The 15836-nt window shown below is 41.2% G+C and carries 11 protein-coding genes, 20 tRNA genes, 1 rRNA gene and 1 pseudogene; 31 read left to right on the top strand and 2 right to left on the bottom strand.

The genetic code is table 11. The features are described 5' to 3' along the window. The 27 genes from IC619_RS15845 to glmS form a co-directional block, all read left to right on the top strand. A 23S ribosomal RNA gene (locus IC619_RS15845) occupies nt 1-125 on the top strand; the annotation flags it as partial. A gap of 64 nt (nt 126-189) precedes the next feature. Further along, nucleotides 190-264 (top strand) — tRNA-Asn (locus IC619_RS15840). A 1-nt stretch (nt 265) separates the two neighbouring features. Continuing rightward, nucleotides 266-341: transfer RNA gene (locus tag IC619_RS15835), tRNA-Thr, on the top strand. A 13-nt stretch (nt 342-354) separates the two neighbouring features. Continuing rightward, nucleotides 355-431 (top strand) — tRNA-Glu (locus tag IC619_RS15830). 9 nt (nt 432-440) lie between these two features. Continuing rightward, nucleotides 441-516: transfer RNA gene (locus IC619_RS15825), tRNA-Val, on the top strand. A 5-nt stretch (nt 517-521) separates the two neighbouring features. Continuing rightward, nucleotides 522-606, top strand: a tRNA-Tyr gene (locus tag IC619_RS15820). Nucleotides 607-619: 13 nt separating this feature from the next. Next, nucleotides 620-694 (top strand) — tRNA-Gln (locus IC619_RS15815). Nucleotides 695-699: 5 nt separating this feature from the next. Then, nucleotides 700-775, top strand: a tRNA-Lys gene (locus IC619_RS15810). A 7-nt stretch (nt 776-782) separates the two neighbouring features. After that, nucleotides 783-857 (top strand) — tRNA-Gly (locus tag IC619_RS15805). Between the two features lie 16 nt (nt 858-873). Then, nucleotides 874-950: transfer RNA gene (locus IC619_RS15800), tRNA-Glu, on the top strand. A 9-nt stretch (nt 951-959) separates the two neighbouring features. Next, nucleotides 960-1035 (top strand) — tRNA-Val (locus IC619_RS15795). A gap of 5 nt (nt 1036-1040) precedes the next feature. Next, nucleotides 1041-1125 (top strand) — tRNA-Tyr (locus IC619_RS15790). A 13-nt stretch (nt 1126-1138) separates the two neighbouring features. Further along, a tRNA-Gln gene (locus tag IC619_RS15785) sits at nt 1139-1213 on the top strand. A 5-nt stretch (nt 1214-1218) separates the two neighbouring features. Next, a tRNA-Lys gene (locus IC619_RS15780) sits at nt 1219-1294 on the top strand. A gap of 7 nt (nt 1295-1301) precedes the next feature. Next, nucleotides 1302-1376 (top strand) — tRNA-Gly (locus IC619_RS15775). A gap of 3 nt (nt 1377-1379) precedes the next feature. Further along, a tRNA-Gly gene (locus IC619_RS15770) sits at nt 1380-1453 on the top strand. A 4-nt stretch (nt 1454-1457) separates the two neighbouring features. Then, a tRNA-Asn gene (locus IC619_RS15765) sits at nt 1458-1532 on the top strand. Nucleotide 1533: 1 nt separating this feature from the next. Continuing rightward, nucleotides 1534-1609, top strand: a tRNA-Thr gene (locus IC619_RS15760). A gap of 13 nt (nt 1610-1622) precedes the next feature. Continuing rightward, nucleotides 1623-1699, top strand: a tRNA-Glu gene (locus tag IC619_RS15755). A gap of 55 nt (nt 1700-1754) precedes the next feature. After that, nucleotides 1755-1831 (top strand) — tRNA-Asp (locus IC619_RS15750). A 7-nt stretch (nt 1832-1838) separates the two neighbouring features. After that, nucleotides 1839-1911: transfer RNA gene (locus IC619_RS15745), tRNA-Lys, on the top strand. 156 nt (nt 1912-2067) lie between these two features. Continuing rightward, on the top strand, nt 2068-2970 hold the full coding sequence (rocF, locus tag IC619_RS15740) for an arginase (RefSeq protein ID WP_191140982.1): 903 nt from the start codon (nt 2068-2070) through the stop codon (nt 2968-2970). Nucleotides 2971-3369: 399 nt separating this feature from the next. Beyond that, a complete protein-coding gene (ppc, locus tag IC619_RS15735; protein WP_191140983.1) occupies nt 3370-6159 on the top strand; it encodes a phosphoenolpyruvate carboxylase in 2790 nt (929 codons plus the stop codon). Between the two features lie 188 nt (nt 6160-6347). Further along, nucleotides 6348-7181, top strand: a complete 834-nt coding sequence (gene cdaA, locus IC619_RS15730; protein WP_191140984.1) for a diadenylate cyclase CdaA — start codon at nt 6348-6350, stop codon at nt 7179-7181. Next, nucleotides 7174-8379, top strand: coding sequence for a CdaR family protein (locus tag IC619_RS15725; protein ID WP_191140985.1), 1206 nt, complete (start codon nt 7174-7176; stop codon nt 8377-8379). Before cdaA ends, IC619_RS15725 begins: the two co-directional genes overlap by 8 nt. A 38-nt stretch (nt 8380-8417) precedes the next feature. Beyond that, the gene (glmM, locus tag IC619_RS15720; RefSeq protein WP_191140986.1) at nt 8418-9758 is read left to right on the top strand and encodes a phosphoglucosamine mutase; all 1341 of its coding nucleotides are present in this window, start codon (nt 8418-8420) and stop codon (nt 9756-9758) included. A gap of 395 nt (nt 9759-10153) precedes the next feature. Further along, nucleotides 10154-11980 carry a glutamine--fructose-6-phosphate transaminase (isomerizing) gene (gene glmS, locus IC619_RS15715; RefSeq protein ID WP_191140987.1) on the top strand — a complete coding sequence of 609 codons (1827 nt, stop codon included), beginning with the start codon at nt 10154-10156 and terminating at the stop codon, nt 11978-11980. Between the two features lie 556 nt (nt 11981-12536). Here glmS and IC619_RS15710 read toward each other — a convergent pair. After that, the gene (locus IC619_RS15710) at nt 12537-12875 is read right to left on the bottom strand and encodes a sensor histidine kinase (RefSeq protein WP_347239816.1); all 339 of its coding nucleotides are present in this window, start codon (nt 12873-12875) and stop codon (nt 12537-12539) included. A 59-nt stretch (nt 12876-12934) separates the two neighbouring features. Then, nucleotides 12935-13009: pseudogene (locus tag IC619_RS17425) on the bottom strand (DNA-binding response regulator); the annotation flags it as partial. 119 nt (nt 13010-13128) lie between these two features. Between IC619_RS17425 and IC619_RS15705 the strand changes: the two are divergent. The 4 genes from IC619_RS15705 to IC619_RS15690 all read left to right on the top strand — a co-directional run bounded on the left by IC619_RS15705 (nt 13129) and on the right by IC619_RS15690 (nt 15675). After that, entirely contained in the window at nt 13129-13224 is a 96-nt protein-coding gene (locus IC619_RS15705; protein ID WP_249669901.1) for a hypothetical protein, read from the top strand. Nucleotides 13225-13271: 47 nt separating this feature from the next. Next, nucleotides 13272-13766 carry a PH domain-containing protein gene (locus IC619_RS15700; RefSeq protein WP_191141020.1) on the top strand — a complete coding sequence of 165 codons (495 nt, stop codon included), beginning with the start codon at nt 13272-13274 and terminating at the stop codon, nt 13764-13766. After that, nucleotides 13763-15244, top strand: a complete 1482-nt coding sequence (locus IC619_RS15695) for a PH domain-containing protein (RefSeq protein ID WP_191140988.1) — start codon at nt 13763-13765, stop codon at nt 15242-15244. The genes IC619_RS15700 and IC619_RS15695 overlap by 4 nt, the downstream gene beginning before the upstream one ends. A 254-nt stretch (nt 15245-15498) precedes the next feature. Further along, nucleotides 15499-15675 (top strand): hypothetical protein, encoded by a 177-nt coding sequence (locus IC619_RS15690; protein ID WP_191141023.1) that lies wholly within the window; start codon nt 15499-15501, stop codon nt 15673-15675. The last annotated feature ends 161 nt before the right edge of the window (nt 15676-15836 follow it).

Here is a 15836-nt window from a genome sequence, read left to right as displayed (position 1 = left end):
GAGATTTCCCACAAGACCTTTGGTCTTGGTAAGACCCCTTGTAGATGACGAGGTTGATCGGCCTGAGGTGTAAGCATAGCAATATGTTCAGCTGACAGGTACGAATCGGTCGAGGGCTTAACCTACATTTGATTTTGTTCTCCCATACACTTGCTTCCATTCTAATTTTCAGGGTGTGACTGGTCATATTCCTCAGTAGCTCAACGGTAGAGCGTCCGGCTGTTAACCGGCAGGTTGCAGGTTCGAGTCCTGCCTGAGGAGCCATGCTTCCTTAGCTCAGTTGGCAGAGCGCTTCCATGGTAAGGAAGAGGTCACCAGTTCGAGCCTGGTAGGAAGCTCCAGAAAAGTCAATAAGGCCCGTTGGTGAAGCGGTTCAACACACCAGCCTTTCACGCTGGCATGCAGGGGTTCGAATCCCCTACGGGTCACCAAGAAAATATGGACGATTAGCTCAGCTGGGAGAGCACCTGCCTTACAAGCAGGGGGTCGGCGGTTCGATCCCGTCATCGTCCACCATTTATGGAGGGATACCAAAGTGGCCAAATGGGGCGGACTGTAAATCCGCTGGCTTCGCCTTCGTAGGTTCGAATCCTACTCCCTCCACCACAAAATAACTTGTTGGGGTGTAGCCAAGCGGTAAGGCAACGGACTTTGACTCCGTCATGCGTAGGTTCGAACCCTACCACCCCAGCCAAGTATGAGCCATTAGCTCAGCTGGCAGAGCATCTGACTTTTAATCAGAGGGTCGAAGGTTCGAATCCTTCATGGCTCACCAAAAATATGCGGAAGTGGCTCAGTGGTAGAGCATCGCCTTGCCAAGGCGAGGGTCGCGGGTTCGAACCCCGTCTTCCGCTCCAGATTGACAATCTACAAGGCCCGTTGGTGAAGCGGTTCAACACACCAGCCTTTCACGCTGGCATGCAGGGGTTCGAATCCCCTACGGGTCACCAAGAAAATATGGACGATTAGCTCAGCTGGGAGAGCACCTGCCTTACAAGCAGGGGGTCGGCGGTTCGATCCCGTCATCGTCCACCATTTATGGAGGGATACCAAAGTGGCCAAATGGGGCGGACTGTAAATCCGCTGGCTTCGCCTTCGTAGGTTCGAATCCTACTCCCTCCACCATAAATTAACTTGTTGGGGTGTAGCCAAGCGGTAAGGCAACGGACTTTGACTCCGTCATGCGTAGGTTCGAACCCTACCACCCCAGCCAAGTATGAGCCATTAGCTCAGCTGGCAGAGCATCTGACTTTTAATCAGAGGGTCGAAGGTTCGAATCCTTCATGGCTCACCAAAAATATGCGGAAGTGGCTCAGTGGTAGAGCATCGCCTTGCCAAGGCGAGGGTCGCGGGTTCGAACCCCGTCTTCCGCTCCACTTGCGGGTGTAGTTCAGTGGTAGAACATCGGCCTTCCAAGCCGTTTGCGAGGGTTCGATTCCCTTCACCCGCTCCAATATTCCTCAGTAGCTCAACGGTAGAGCGTCCGGCTGTTAACCGGCAGGTTGCAGGTTCGAGTCCTGCCTGAGGAGCCATGCTTCCTTAGCTCAGTCGGCAGAGCGCTTCCATGGTAAGGAAGAGGTCACCAGTTCGAGCCTGGTAGGAAGCTCCAGAAAAGTCAATAAGGCCCGTTGGTGAAGCGGTTCAACACACCAGCCTTTCACGCTGGCATGCAGGGGTTCGAATCCCCTACGGGTCACCATAGATGAATTTTTGTCTCATACATAGGGAAATATTCATCTTTAATATGAAGATGCGGAGCTGTGGTGTAGAGGCCTAACATGCCTGCCTGTCACGCAGGAGATCGCGGGTTCGAATCCCGTCAGCTCCGCCATTATTTTGAGCCATTAGCTCAGCTGGCAGAGCATCTGACTTTTAATCAGAGGGTCGAAGGTTCGAATCCTTCATGGCTCATTTATAAATTACACAGTATGATCGGACAAGTGGTTCGTCATACTGTGTTTTTTGCTATATACTTAATTAGATGACATATATGTTCATTTGTTCGCTAATGTACGTGATATGTTAAAATATAATCGGTTTAATTTGATAGTACAAGGAGTTAATCTAATGAATCAAAAACCAATCAGTATTGTTGGAATGCCTTCGGATTTAGGACAAGGTCGTAGAGGGGTAGACATGGGGCCAAGTGCTATCCGTTATGCTTCAGCTCAAAGCTTAATAAAGCGTCTCGGATATGAAGTAGAGGATTTAGGTGATATTGCAATTCCTAGCCCAGAATCTATAGATATGGGCTCATCATCGTTAAAATATTTGAGTGCGATTAAACAAGTAAATGAACAACTGGCTGGTGTCGTTTCGGATGTGGTAGAGCGCGGTCGTTTTCCACTGGTATTAGGTGGAGATCATAGCATGGCGATCGGTACGATTGCAGGGATAGCCAAACATCATAAAAATATGGGAGTCATCTGGTTTGATGCACATGGTGATCTAAATACAGGTGAGACTTCACCTTCAGGAAATATACATGGCATGTCACTAGCAGTAAGTCTTGGTATTGGACACCCTGATTTAGTTAATATTGGTGGCTTCGCACCTAAAATCAATCCAGAGAAAACGGTTATCGTAGGAGCACGTGAATTAGACTTGGGTGAGAGAGAATTAATTAAAAACTTAGGGATCAAAGTATATAGTATGCATGATATTGATCGAATTGGCATGGCGCAAGTGATGGAAGAAGCCATTTCGATTGTATCCCAAGATACAGATGGTGTTCATTTAAGCCTTGATTTAGATGGGCTAGATCCAAAAGATGCACCTGGAGTAGGGACACCTGTACCAGGAGGGATCTCCTATCGGGAAAGTCATTTGGCATTAGAAATGTTAGCTGAAGCAAATATTTTAACATCAGCTGAGTTTGTCGAAGTGAATCCAATCTTGGATCGTGAAAATCAGACGGCTAAGGTGGCAGTTGCATTAATGGGATCCATGCTAGGACAAACCGTGATTTAATGCAGTACGAGCACACGGAATTTCTGTGTGCTTTTTCAACATTTGATCTAGACGAGTAGAGTCGATTAACCAAAATACACGAGGGTAAAGTAGAAAAGTCATATAAATCGAAATGCTTGATCTTTAGGAGGGCTCAGATCTCCATTTTCCAACTGATTCTAGGTGTTTCAGTCTGGGCTGAAACGAATTTACTTCAGACAAGTAATTAAGGCGATTTTGGTTTCCAAATGCAAGTTGGGGGAATGCTAAAGAAAATATTCCAACTGACGATGAAATAGGTAAATTATGTAATTACACACTTATAAGAAATTAATAGGTTAGTAAACGGGAAGTGAAGGGAATCTTTTCAACAATAGTCGGTTATGCATTTGAAGTACTAGAGAGAAAGGATGAGACAATATGGTGAATTTGACGCAACAAACACCTGAAGAATCAGCTAAAGACTTACCGTTACGACGTGATATACGGTATTTAGGAAATATATTAGGGGAAGTTCTTGTTAAACAAGGTGGGCAAGAACTATTAAATCATGTGGAAAAGATAAGAGAAATCACCAAGCAGTTGCGCATAACAAATGAAAGTGAATGGTTGGAGCGCTGTAAAAATGAGATCACAAAGCTCTCGCCCAACATGCGAAAAGATGTCATTCGTGCTTTCGCGATTTACTTTCAATTAGTCAATATTGCAGAACAGAATCATCGCATCCGACGACATAAGCAGTATCAATTTGAGGATGATGAAAATAGGCTTCCATTTTCGATTGAAAGTGCAGTCAAAAAAATGTTTGATATGAATATGGATGCTACTCAGGTAGAGCAAGTACTCAAGCATCTGTCACTTGAGCTAATCATAACGGCACATCCTACAGAGGCGATGCGTCGTACCATTCTAGACATTCATCATCGTATTGCGGAAGATGTCATGGAACTGGATCAAGATCATCTATCTAAACAAGAAGAAGAGGCCCTTCATCAAAAAATATGTGGTGAAGTGACCGCACTGTGGCAAAGTGATGAGCTACGTCAGCGGAAACCCACTGTATTAGATGAAGTTAGAAATGGACTCTTTTACATGGATGAAACACTATTTGACATCCTACCCCAAATTCATCAAACGTTAGAGTTGAGCTTAAAACAGTACTATCCTGATTATCAGTGGTCGATACCTTCCTTTTTGCGTTTCGGCTCCTGGATCGGTGGCGATCGGGATGGAAATCCATCAGTTACACCTGAAATCACGTGGGAAACACTTCATTTACAACGTTCACTTGTTATTCGAAAGTATGAAGAAGCGATTCAGAATTTGATTCAGAAGCTTAGTTATTCCACACGTAAAATTGAGATATCTAAGGCCCTGATCGATTCATTAGAACAAGATAAAAAAGAGGTCTACACAGAAGATATTGGGCAAGGAGAATGGCGAAACCAACATGAACCATACCGTCGTAAAGGAACGTATATCCTTGCTCGCTTACGGCACACTTTAGCAGGTAAAAAAGAATTAGGTGTTTATGATGATGCCAATCAGTTTTTACAAGACCTGACCTTAATCTATGAAAGCCTGTGTGCACATCATGCCACGATGATTGCCGAACAAGATGTCAAAACCTTAATGAGACAAGTAGAGTTATTTGGTTTTCATCTCCTTACATTAGATATTCGTCAGCATAGTGCTGAGCATGAGAAAGCCATTACGGAAATCCTTGCTACACTTGGGATTCAATCTCAGTATGATCAACTTGATGAGCAGGATAAGCGTCAGTTATTAACGGATCTATTGGAAGATCCACGGCCGCTCACCTCGACCTATAGTGATTACTCAGCAGAGACAACAAAATGCTTAGCCCTATTTCACACCATTGTGCGTGTAAAAAATGAGTTTGGTGAGGGTGCCATCCAAAACTACCTCATTAGTATGACCCAGGATACAAGTGATCTCTTAGAAGTGATGTTACTTGCTAAAGAAGTGGGCTTGTACCAAAAAAGAGCAGGCAAAGCTAAAATGCGATTACATGTCGTGCCATTACTAGAAACGATTGATGACTTACATCGGGCAGAGGAAATCATGGAATCTTACTTCCTTCACCCAGCTTTTACACCAAACTTTAGAGGAGACCATGCTGTACAAGAAATTATGCTGGGTTACTCAGACAGTAATAAAGATGGTGGCGTGATGAGTGCGAATTGGGAGCTTTATCAAGCACAGGAAAATCTTACACGTTTAATTAAAAAGCATGGCATGGAAGCTAAATTTTTCCATGGTCGGGGTGGTGCACTTGGTCGGGGTGGTGGCTCGCTAAATCGGAGTATTATGGCTAATCCAAGTAAAGCAACCTTAGGCGGTATCAAAATTACAGAGCAAGGCGAAGTGTTGTCCTCACGTTATGCACAACAAGCTATTGCCAAGAGAAGCTTAGAACAAGCTACTTCAGCCCTAATGCTTTCCATTACACATGCTCTTTTTGATGAAGGCATAGATAGTAAGTCAGAATGGATGAAAGTGATGAATGAGATTGCTTCCTACACACTGACAAAATATCAAACTTTGGTCTTGCAAACACCCGAATTTATTACATTTTTCAATGAGGGAACGCCTTTACCGGAAGTGGGAGAATTAAAAATCGGATCACGACCTACACGTCGTAAAAATAGCAATTCCTTTTCTGACTTAAGGGCGATTCCATGGGTGTTCGCTTGGACGCAAAGTCGATATGTATTCCCAGCTTGGTTTGCTGCCGGTACAGGTATTAAGGAATTTTTAGAGAAACGTCCAGAAGGGATAGCGGTTTTAAAAGATATGTATGCGCAGTGGCCCTTCTTCCAGTCGCTAATTTATAATATACAAATGGCACTTGCTAAAGCGGATTTAACCATAGCGAAAGAATATACTTCGCTCGTCTCAGATCAACAATTGGCCGAGAAAATGTTTAAATTGATCGAAGATGAATATCATCTCACGTATCAAAAACTGTTGGAGATGACGAATCAAAATGAGATCTTAGATCATAATAAAGTGATCCAAGATTCGATTCGTTTACGAAACCCTTATGTAGACCCGCTTAGCTTTATTCAAGTATATCTACTAAAACAACTACGAGGTCAAACTGATCCTGTTTTAGCAGAGGAACAATTAGAGCAAGTACTACTTACAATAAATGGTATTGCCGCAGGGCTTCGTAACACAGGTTGACCTATGCGAAGGGCTCTTCATTGAGGTGGAGAGTCCTTTGTATGAGGTTGTAGTTGAGTTGACACTGGAAAATTATGCGAGTTATCATAATTGGCATGTATTTACATAAATGCGTCTGCATATTAGTATGAACACAAGACGAACGATGGAGCCGGACTTGTAGGAGTATATTACAACGGAGGGAGCTAATGGAATTCCTTTTAAGTTTAAGAGGGTATTTTAATGATGCGATTGATATATTGATCGTAAGCTATATCATCTATCAAGTATTGGTATTATTACGAGGTACTCGTGGGGTGCAATTATTACAAGGCATGACTGTACTTGTATTAATATGGATACTAAGTAATGTGTTTGATTTAAAAACCCTCGGATGGATGATTGAAAAAGTATTTTCCGTGGGTATTATTGCGATTATGATTATTTTTCAACCAGAGCTGCGTCGTGCTTTAGAACGTCTAGGGCGAGGAGGGCTACTCGGTCGAAGTCGCCAGGTAGAGGAGCAATTAACAACACAGGTAGTAGGAGAGCTCACCAAAGCGGTTACCGATTTAGCAGCGAGTCGTACTGGTGCGTTAATTGTGATCGAACGGGTTACCGGACTAAATGATTATATGGAGACTGGCGTAAAGCTAGAGGCAACCTTAAGTAGTGAATTGATTCAAAACATTTTCTTTCCCAATAGTCCACTCCATGATGGTGCTGTAATCATTCGTAACAAACAAATGATGGCTGCGGGGTGTTATCTACCGCTAACAGAAAATCCCTTTATTAGTAAGGCACTAGGAACTAGACACCGAGCGGGGATTGGAATCAGTGAAAATTCGGATGCCCTCGTCATTATTGTTTCTGAAGAGACAGGGCTCATTTCGATTGCCTTGAAAGGAAAAATTGAACGTGGGTTATCGGAGAAACAACTGGTTTCTCGCTTATATGAAGAATTAAAACCATCAGCCAAAAAGAAAGCGTCTGCAACGATGTGGAGATGGAGCAGAAAAGGGGATGATACGGCAGATGAGTAAATGGTTAAAAAGTGACCTTATTTTACGTATTATATCTGTTGGACTAGCCATTATGGTATGGGCAGCAGTAACAAACCCTGACCTGTCTTTTACCTCCGAAGGGCCTTCCTTATTAGTATCAAATGTAAAAATCGAACCAATTTATAACGAAGATACCCAGGAAGTAGCCAAAATAACACCTTCTGAAGTTGCATTAGAATTGTACGGTAGTAATGCGACTTTGCAAGATCATAACATTAACTATACCGCTTATGTAGATGTAAAACAATTATCAGCTGGAACGCACCGTAATGTGAAGGTTAAAGTGAAGAATCTTCCTTTTGGTGTTAATTATGTTGTAAGTCCGAGCAGTGTAGATGTCACGATTGAAAAGCGGGTCCAAAAAGAAATAGCAGTAGATATCCATTTACTCGGATCTGTGGCAGAAGGATTTAAAGTAAATGAACCGATACTATCTCCAGAACGTGCGATTGTACGTGGAGCAGGAAGCACGCTTGAACAATTAAAAACTGTGCAAGCCGTTGTTGATATCTCTGATGCGAAAACAAAGATATCGAAGCAAGTGAAACTACAAGCCTATGGTGATAGTGGTCCGATAGCCAATGTAGAAATCGATCCTGAAGTTGTGCAGGTAGAGGTCCCGATCACGAGTCCAGACAAGAAAGTCCCGATACAGATCGAGGTTGATAAACAACCCCCGCCTGGATTTGCTGTTGAAAGTATTGATACCGATATAAAAGAAGTGACCGTTTTTGGTCCTCAAACGTATCTCGATTCTCTGCAGTATTATTTAGGACCTAAATTAGATTTATCTAGTGTGACGAAAGATAAAACCATTCAACTAGACATTGACACACAACCAGAAGCGATAAAAGTAGAACCCCAAAACATAGAAATCTATGTTAAAATGGTTCGTGCTGAGCAGAAAAATATGAATGACATCCCGCTGCAATTAACAGGTATCGGTGAAGGATTAAGTGCGGAGATTCAAAAACCCAAACGTGAAAAAGTAGATATTACCTTATCAGGCGCACCAGCCCTTCTAAAACAAATCAGTAGTAGTGATATGAAAGCTGTAGTTGATCTGTCAAATTTACCGGAAGGGAAACATCAAATCCCTATTGTATTTAAATTACCGCCTTACCTTAAAGTGTTAAATGAGAAATCATATAAAGCAACAGTTGAAATAAAATCATGATGGAACTTTAGGAGAATTGTTGAGGAGGAAGAAGACAGATGGGAAAATATTTTGGTACGGATGGTGTAAGAGGAGTAGCGAATACGGAGCTCACACCTGAACTTGCTTATCGTTTAGGCAGATTTGGTGCCTATGTATTAACAAAGGGAAAAGAACAAGCCAAAGTATTAATTGGTGGAGATACACGCTTATCTGGTCAAATGTTGGAGTCTGCATTAATAGCAGGTATCTTATCTATAGGATGTAACGTCGTTAAACTAGGCGTTGTGAGTACACCAGGAGTCGCTTATTTAACCCGGCGTTTGGAAGCTGACGCAGGTGTGATGATTTCTGCTTCTCATAATTCATTTGAGGATAATGGAATTAAGTTTTTTGGATCGGATGGTTTTAAATTAACCGATCAGATGGAAGCTGAAATCGAAACGTTGCTGGATAGTCAAGAAGATCGTTTACCTCGTCCAGCAGGTGCGCAATTAGGACGCATATCGGAGGAAACGGAAGCCGTACAGCTTTATATGGAACACTTAAAATCAACGATTGATACCGACTTATGTGGGATGCATATCGTTGTTGACTGTGCCAACGGCGCAGCTTATCAGTTAGCTCCAGAGCTGCTTCGTGATTTAGGTGCAGATGTTACCGCGATTCATGTTAATCCAGATGGCATCAATATTAATAAGGGGTGTGGTTCTACTCATCCTGAGGCGCTACGAAAAACCGTACTTGAAAAACGTGCTCATGTTGGACTCGCATTTGATGGGGATGCCGATCGCCTTATTGCTGTTGATGAACAAGGAGAACTCATCGATGGTGATGTAATCATGAGCATTTGTGCAAGTTATATGAAAGAAATCGGTTTACTTAAGGAGGATACAGTCGTAACGACTGTGATGAGTAATATCGGGTTCTTTAAAGCGGCTGAAGAAAATCATATTCAAACCTGTCAAACAAAAGTGGGTGACCGCTATGTCATTGAAAAAATGCGAGAAGGTGGCTATAACTTAGGTGGAGAACAGTCTGGACATATTATCTTTTTAGACTATGTCACCACTGGAGATGGCATGCTGACAGCCCTTCAACTACTCCGTGTGATCAAAGAAAAGGCGCAAACCTTAAATGGACTCGCAAAAATGATGACCAAATACCCACAAATCCTTGTTAATGTGCGTGTGAAAGATAAACGGGGCTGGGATCAAAACGAAAAAATTAAGCAAGCGATTCAATCCGTAGAACATGAACTGGGGATAGATGGACGCGTGTTAGTAAGACCCTCTGGGACAGAACCTCTCATCCGTGTAATGGCAGAAGGTCCAGATGTTAAAAAATTAGACGAATTTGTAAAAACAATTGCAGATGAAATCCAAGCCGTTTTAGGGTAGAATAGAAAGAGTAGCACCAAATATCGGTGCTACTCTTTACAATTTTCTTTTTTTTGAATAGCATAGAAACAGGATACGTTGGAGGAGGGATGATATATAAACCATTTGCTCATTGCATCATGTTGAAAAGCGCCAGGACTATAGAGAGAGGTCTATAGTAGACGAGGTGGAGGTTTATCGAAAGGATCGGCGGGTACCTCCCGGTTCCACGTCAGAACCGCAGAGTTATGGTTTAAACCTATTGGGTGACCAGTAGACAAAGACCGTAACGTGACGTTTAAAATAGTATTGTCGATTCATCCTAGTCAAAAATTGTTTCTAAGCGAAAACAAATCAACATGCCTGACAGAAAAACAGAGAAAAATGGATTTTTAAATTTTTAGGGGGTAATTTTTATGTGCGGAATTGTAGGTTATATTGGAGAGCAGCAAGCGCAAAATATTTTGTTAGACGGCTTAAGTAAGCTAGAATATCGCGGTTATGACTCGGCAGGGCTTGCCATCTATAATGGAGAAACGATTGGACTTACCAAAGCGATGGGAAGAATTCGTAATTTAGAGGACAAATTACAGGTGCGATCCTTACCGGGAACAATCGGTATTGGGCATACCCGCTGGGCTACACACGGAAAACCATCTGATGCCAACTCCCACCCACACATGGATAACAGCGATCGCTTTGCTGTTGTGCATAATGGTATTATTGAAAACTACTTGGAGTTAAAAGAAAAATTAATCGCTAAAGGCTACATTTTCCGCTCTGAGACCGATACAGAAGTAATCGTAAACTTATTGGCTGACTTATGGAACGGTGACTTACTAGCTACTGTGCAAGCTGCAGTTAAGCATTTAGAGGGCGCTTATGCGCTTGCGATTACGAGTGAATACGAACCAGATAAATTAATTGCTGTGCGTTATGCAAGCCCGCTCATCATCGGAATCGGACAAGGAGAAAACTTTATCGCATCTGACATTCCTGCTATCCTCAAATATACACGGGATATCTACATCTTAGAAGATGGTGAAATGGCTGTGCTTACGCCTGATCACGTTCATTTGATGAGATTGGACGGAACAAAAATCGAACGAGATGTCATGACTGTGGATTGGGATATTACCACTGCTGAAAAAGGTGGCTATGACCACTTCATGATGAAAGAAATTTATGAACAACCGAAAGCGATTCGAGATACCCTTGGTAGCCGTATTAAAGAGGAAACAGTTGATTTAACCAATGAAATTGGTTTAAACAAAGAAGAGATCAATGAAATTGAAAGAATTCATTTTGTAGCTTGTGGAACCGCTTATCATGCCGGACTTGTAGGTAAATATGTAATAGAAGATCTCGCGCGTATCCCGGTAGAGTGCGACGTAGCTTCTGAATATCGTTACCGCAATCCGATCATTACAGCAAAGACGCTTGTGATCGTAGTGAGCCAGTCAGGTGAAACTGCGGATACATTAGCGGCGCTTCGTGAAGCAAAACGTCAAGGCGCACGTGTACTTGCGATTACCAACGTCGTAGGTTCATCCGTTGCGCGTGAAGCTGATGATGTGATGATCACGTGGGCAGGCCCTGAAATTGCCGTAGCTTCGACCAAAGCTTACACTTCGCAACTCATTGCGATCTACCTATTAGGTGCTTACTTCGCACAAGAAAAAGAATTGAAAACGGCTGCTGAAATTACGACAATCATCAGCGAACTGAAACAATTACCTGAGAAAGTAGAAGAAGTCTTACAACAAGAAGAAACAGTAAAAGCATTTGCGACTTCAATTGCTAAGCATAATAACCTTTTCTTCCTGGGTCGTGGGCTAGATAATGCTGTGGGACTAGAAGGATCACTCAAACTAAAAGAGCTATCTTATATTCACTCTGAAGCATACGCAGCAGGTGAACTCAAGCACGGAACGCTCGCGCTGATTGAAGAAGGTATCCCTGTCATCGCCTTAGCTACTCAGCCAGCGATTTACGATAAAATGGTTTCCAATGTAGAAGAAGTTAAAGCGCGTGGTGCTCACGTACTCGGTTTAACCACTGTAGGAAATAACGAGCTCGAAAAAACCGTAGATGAAGTGATCTACATCCCAGCGGTAAGTGATCTCCTTTCTCCAGTGATTACCGTCATCCCGCTTCAACTACTTGCTTACTACGCATGCCTTGCGCGTGGTTATGACGTGGATAAACCACGTAATCTGGCGAAAAGTGTAACGGTGGAGTAAGAAATGATAAAACCCCTTTAGATGTGACAGTCTAAAGGGGTTTTATGTTGTAAATAAAAAAGCATAAAACAAAGTTGAGGCTAAAGGTACGTATAAGAGGTGGAGTTCATGTTTTTAGGGCTTGGAATGAGAATCCTCCCCATTTCAATAGCGAGATATTTTACAAGAAAGCGTCTTACTTGCTGTCAAAAAAGTAGAAATGAAAAAGATGGGTTAGCAATTCTCCCAAAAAACACTCCTTTGCAAATAAAAAATACATGGTGAGGAAAGATATAAAAAACGATATATGAAGATTCGAAAATTATAGATGAGGGGCTCATTTATACGGATTTCATCGAAACAGATGCAGAAAACGATGTGTACGAATTTAAGAAAGGTTAACTGGAGGATCAGTGGTTGGCTTACATTCCTGATTTACTTTGTTTACGTCTTATGCTCATATACGGACTCTTGTATCAATCTATCTGATTTAAATACGATTGGCGTGCAAGAGAAAACTGATATTGGGTAAACCAACTCCAATTACGACACTTGATTTTACAAAGCTGATTCAATCCTAAAATAACGGGAAAATGATTCTTACAGTTGTCCCTTTTTGTGGCGTGCTTTTCACATTGATAGACCCTCCATGAAGTTGCACCAATTGTTTCGTTATGGCCATTCCAAGTCCAGTTCCGTTACCAGAATCGCTTGTGTTGGTACCTCGGTAATAACGCTGGAAGAGTTTATCTAGGGTTTCCTTGTCCATACCTATGCCATTGTCTTCAATCGTAATCTTAATAAGATGTTGCTCGATAAGCGAGATGGATACTGTAATCGTAGTTCCGGAAGGATTATACTTGACAGCATTTTCTAATAGGTTATCAATAACCCTTTGAAACCACTTCGAATCGATGGATGCTATAACTGTCCCATTATGTGGATGGTTTGAGATGTGTCTGATATCTTGCTCGCATGTCTGCGTAAGTGTGCTTTTACCCTTGCGACGACTTCAAGTGGATTGAAAGGTTTTGTAATGTAATCATCTGCACCCAATGCAAAGCCGGAAAGTTTATCTAACTCTGTCGATCGTGCAGCATCGGTTATTTCCCTAATTAAGGGACAACTATGTAACGATCAATATAGATGAAGAAAATGAGATTGCTGAAATGATACGAGCATTTAGTCCGTATAAGGTAGACGTCCTTCGTGTAGAAGTGGAAGAACCATCACTTGAAGATATATTTCTTGATGAATCGTATTAATGATAATATATAAAAGTAGTAGTTTAGAAATATGGGCGGTGATGATTATATATTCCCAAATGAATATGCCTCAAAAAAGATTATCCAAGGAAGCGGTCAAAGTATGGATTATAAGTGAAATGATCATGAATCTAATCGGATTCATGATTATCGGGGTGTTACTTTACCTAGACTATTTTTTTTCATGGCAAGAATGGATCGGTTGGATTCTGATTGCTATAGTAGTGATCTCTGTACTAGGCACGGTTTGGTCATTTATCAACCCATTACTACGTTATAAAAACTGGCGCTATGATATAGATGAAGAGTTTTTACAATTGAAATCGGGTGTATTATATGAAAAGCATGAGCTTGTCCCGATGACAAAAATTCAATCGGTTGCAACTAAACAAGGCCCCATACTTAGAAAATATGAACTCTACTCAATTTCAATTGAAACAATGGGGTCATCCCACACTATACCTGTCCTATCTAAAGACATTGCTATCAAGTTAAGAAATCAGGTAGCGCATTATGCAAAAATTAAGGAAGTAGAATCATGACTAAGACGAAACGACACCATCCACTTCTCATGCTTATTCATTTATGGACACTAGCCAAAAGATTTATCTTCTTTGTGGTGTATTTATTCGTGATCAAAGCGGATTCGGAATCTAGCTTCATAATATACGGTAGGATTATTATTTTTGCAGCTTTCGGAATTATGGTTATAACCATTATATGGACGTGGTTCACCCATAAATACAAACTTGATCATAAATCTTTTCACCTTTACAAAGGAATCTTCATTAAATCTGAGCAAACCATTCCTTTTTCAAAAATACAAAATGTTCATCGACATACATCTTATTTTCATCGGGTTTTTAAAGTAACTTCAATTCATTTTGAAACTGGAATGACAGGTGAGGAAACTACTGTGAAATTTGAAGTTATTTCTCACATAGAAGCAGATCGATTGGAAGCACATATAAAAAGTACTGACGGCGATGCATTGACCACTGATGATGTGAAAGATACAAAACATGCGAATCTAAATCGTAATATTCATTTTGAGCCGACGAAAATGGACATTTTAAAAGCATCCTTTACTTCATTAAGCTTTTTAATTCTTATTCCTTTAGTGGGTTCGTTTTATTCTAAAATCAATGGCATTTTTCATATGGAAAAAGAAGCCAAAGGAGTTTTTATGAATATCATAAGCTCTGAATGGATGGTGACGATCATCATCATGGTACTCGTCATTGCTTCAGTTACTTTCGGTATCGTGCGAACATTTTTAGCATATGGGAAATATCAAATTTCCTCAGACCATGATCGTATTTACATTACCAAAGGTGTAATCGAAGAAACTTCTTTTTCAATATCAAAAGAAAAAGTGCAGGCAATTGAAATTAAGCAGTCCATCATGAAACGATTGCTTGGTCTTGCCGAAGTAAAACTGACCAGTGCAGGCAGTTTGAGTTCTGACGAAGAGACACTTGAAATCAATTCACTCTATCCATTTTTACCTGTTAAACGGGCATATGAAATGGTTTCGGAAATTTTACCTTCTTACGAAGTAAAGCAAAAGATGATTCGTCTCCCGAGAAAATCTCTATGGGTACGTTTGATTAAGCCGAGTTGGATCTGGTTCATTGCAACGGCTATCCTATTTTATTTCAGACCAAGTATTCTAAAAGTGGAGCAAGCTTGGTGGATCTTATCTGCTGTGCTGTTTATTCTTATTGCTGTATTAAGACTGCTAGAATTCATGAATACACGATTCATTTTGAATAATCAATTCATTCAATTCAAAACAGGGGGGATGACCACTTCTTTATTCATATCAAAAAGGGATAAGATCATTGAAGTGAAAGTAACTCGGAATATCATACAACAAATGGTTGGACTTGCATCTATCGGAACAATTCATCGAGCTAAACCAGTGCATCATGCTGGCGTTGACGATGTACCGTTAGAGCTAGCTACCTCATTTTACCACTGGTATATGGGACGTAAGAATGAAATCAAGCTAGAATGAAAGGGTGTTGTATTGTCAAATAGGATTTCTACGCATAAATGCTTTGGAGCGTGTGAAATGATCCCCTAAATGGAAAATGTTTATTTAGAACCACACTCAATGCCGTATATGGTCAAATGTACACTGCTCTTATTACCTATTTCATAGGTCAATGTGTGAGTCCCATCGTCATTTTGAAAAACTGAATCAAATTATTTTTTTCTTTGTGTGATAACACGGATCCCTTCCAATTAGTTAGATGGTTTCTGTATACCATGCATTCCAGCATTTTAACATGGAAGAATGTTTGTAATTTAATTTTGGTTAATCGACACTACTGCCCTCTAGCGGTAAATGATCTCTTCTCTCCAGTGATTACCGTCATCCCGCTCCAACTACTTGCTTACTACGCATGCCTTGCGCGTGGTTATGACGTGGATAAACCAGTGTAACGGTGGAGTAAGAGATTTAACAAAATACATCCCTCGGTGTCGATTTGAAGTTAACTTGCACCGTGTACCCAAAACCATTAGATATGATTATCTAATGGTTTTTTTGTCGAACAGAAAAAGAACAATTTAGCAAAGTGTTGAAACTAGAGCAGGAATAATTG

The organism is Polycladospora coralii, assembly GCF_014773435.2.
GTDB lineage: Bacteria > Bacillota > Bacilli > Thermoactinomycetales > Thermoactinomycetaceae > Polycladospora > Polycladospora coralii.
The sequence above is the reverse complement of the archived record's forward strand: the minus strand, read 5'-3'. Positions and strand labels throughout refer to the sequence as shown.

Excerpts from the sequence above, each read along its gene's own strand:
- rocF (WP_191140982.1), top strand. The coding sequence starts at position 2,068 with ATGAATCAAAAACCAATCAGTATTGTTGGAATGCCTTCGGATTTAGGA.
- ppc (WP_191140983.1), top strand. The coding sequence starts at position 3,370 with ATGGTGAATTTGACGCAACAAACACCTGAAGAATCAGCTAAAGACTTA.
- cdaA (WP_191140984.1), top strand. The coding sequence starts at position 6,348 with ATGGAATTCCTTTTAAGTTTAAGAGGGTATTTTAATGATGCGATTGAT.
- IC619_RS15725 (WP_191140985.1), top strand. The coding sequence starts at position 7,174 with ATGAGTAAATGGTTAAAAAGTGACCTTATTTTACGTATTATATCTGTT.
- glmM (WP_191140986.1), top strand. The coding sequence starts at position 8,418 with ATGGGAAAATATTTTGGTACGGATGGTGTAAGAGGAGTAGCGAATACG.
- glmS (WP_191140987.1), top strand. The coding sequence starts at position 10,154 with ATGTGCGGAATTGTAGGTTATATTGGAGAGCAGCAAGCGCAAAATATT.
- IC619_RS15705 (WP_249669901.1), top strand. The coding sequence starts at position 13,129 with ATGATACGAGCATTTAGTCCGTATAAGGTAGACGTCCTTCGTGTAGAA.
- IC619_RS15695 (WP_191140988.1), top strand. The coding sequence starts at position 13,763 with ATGACTAAGACGAAACGACACCATCCACTTCTCATGCTTATTCATTTA.
- IC619_RS15690 (WP_191141023.1), top strand. The coding sequence starts at position 15,499 with ATGCATTCCAGCATTTTAACATGGAAGAATGTTTGTAATTTAATTTTG.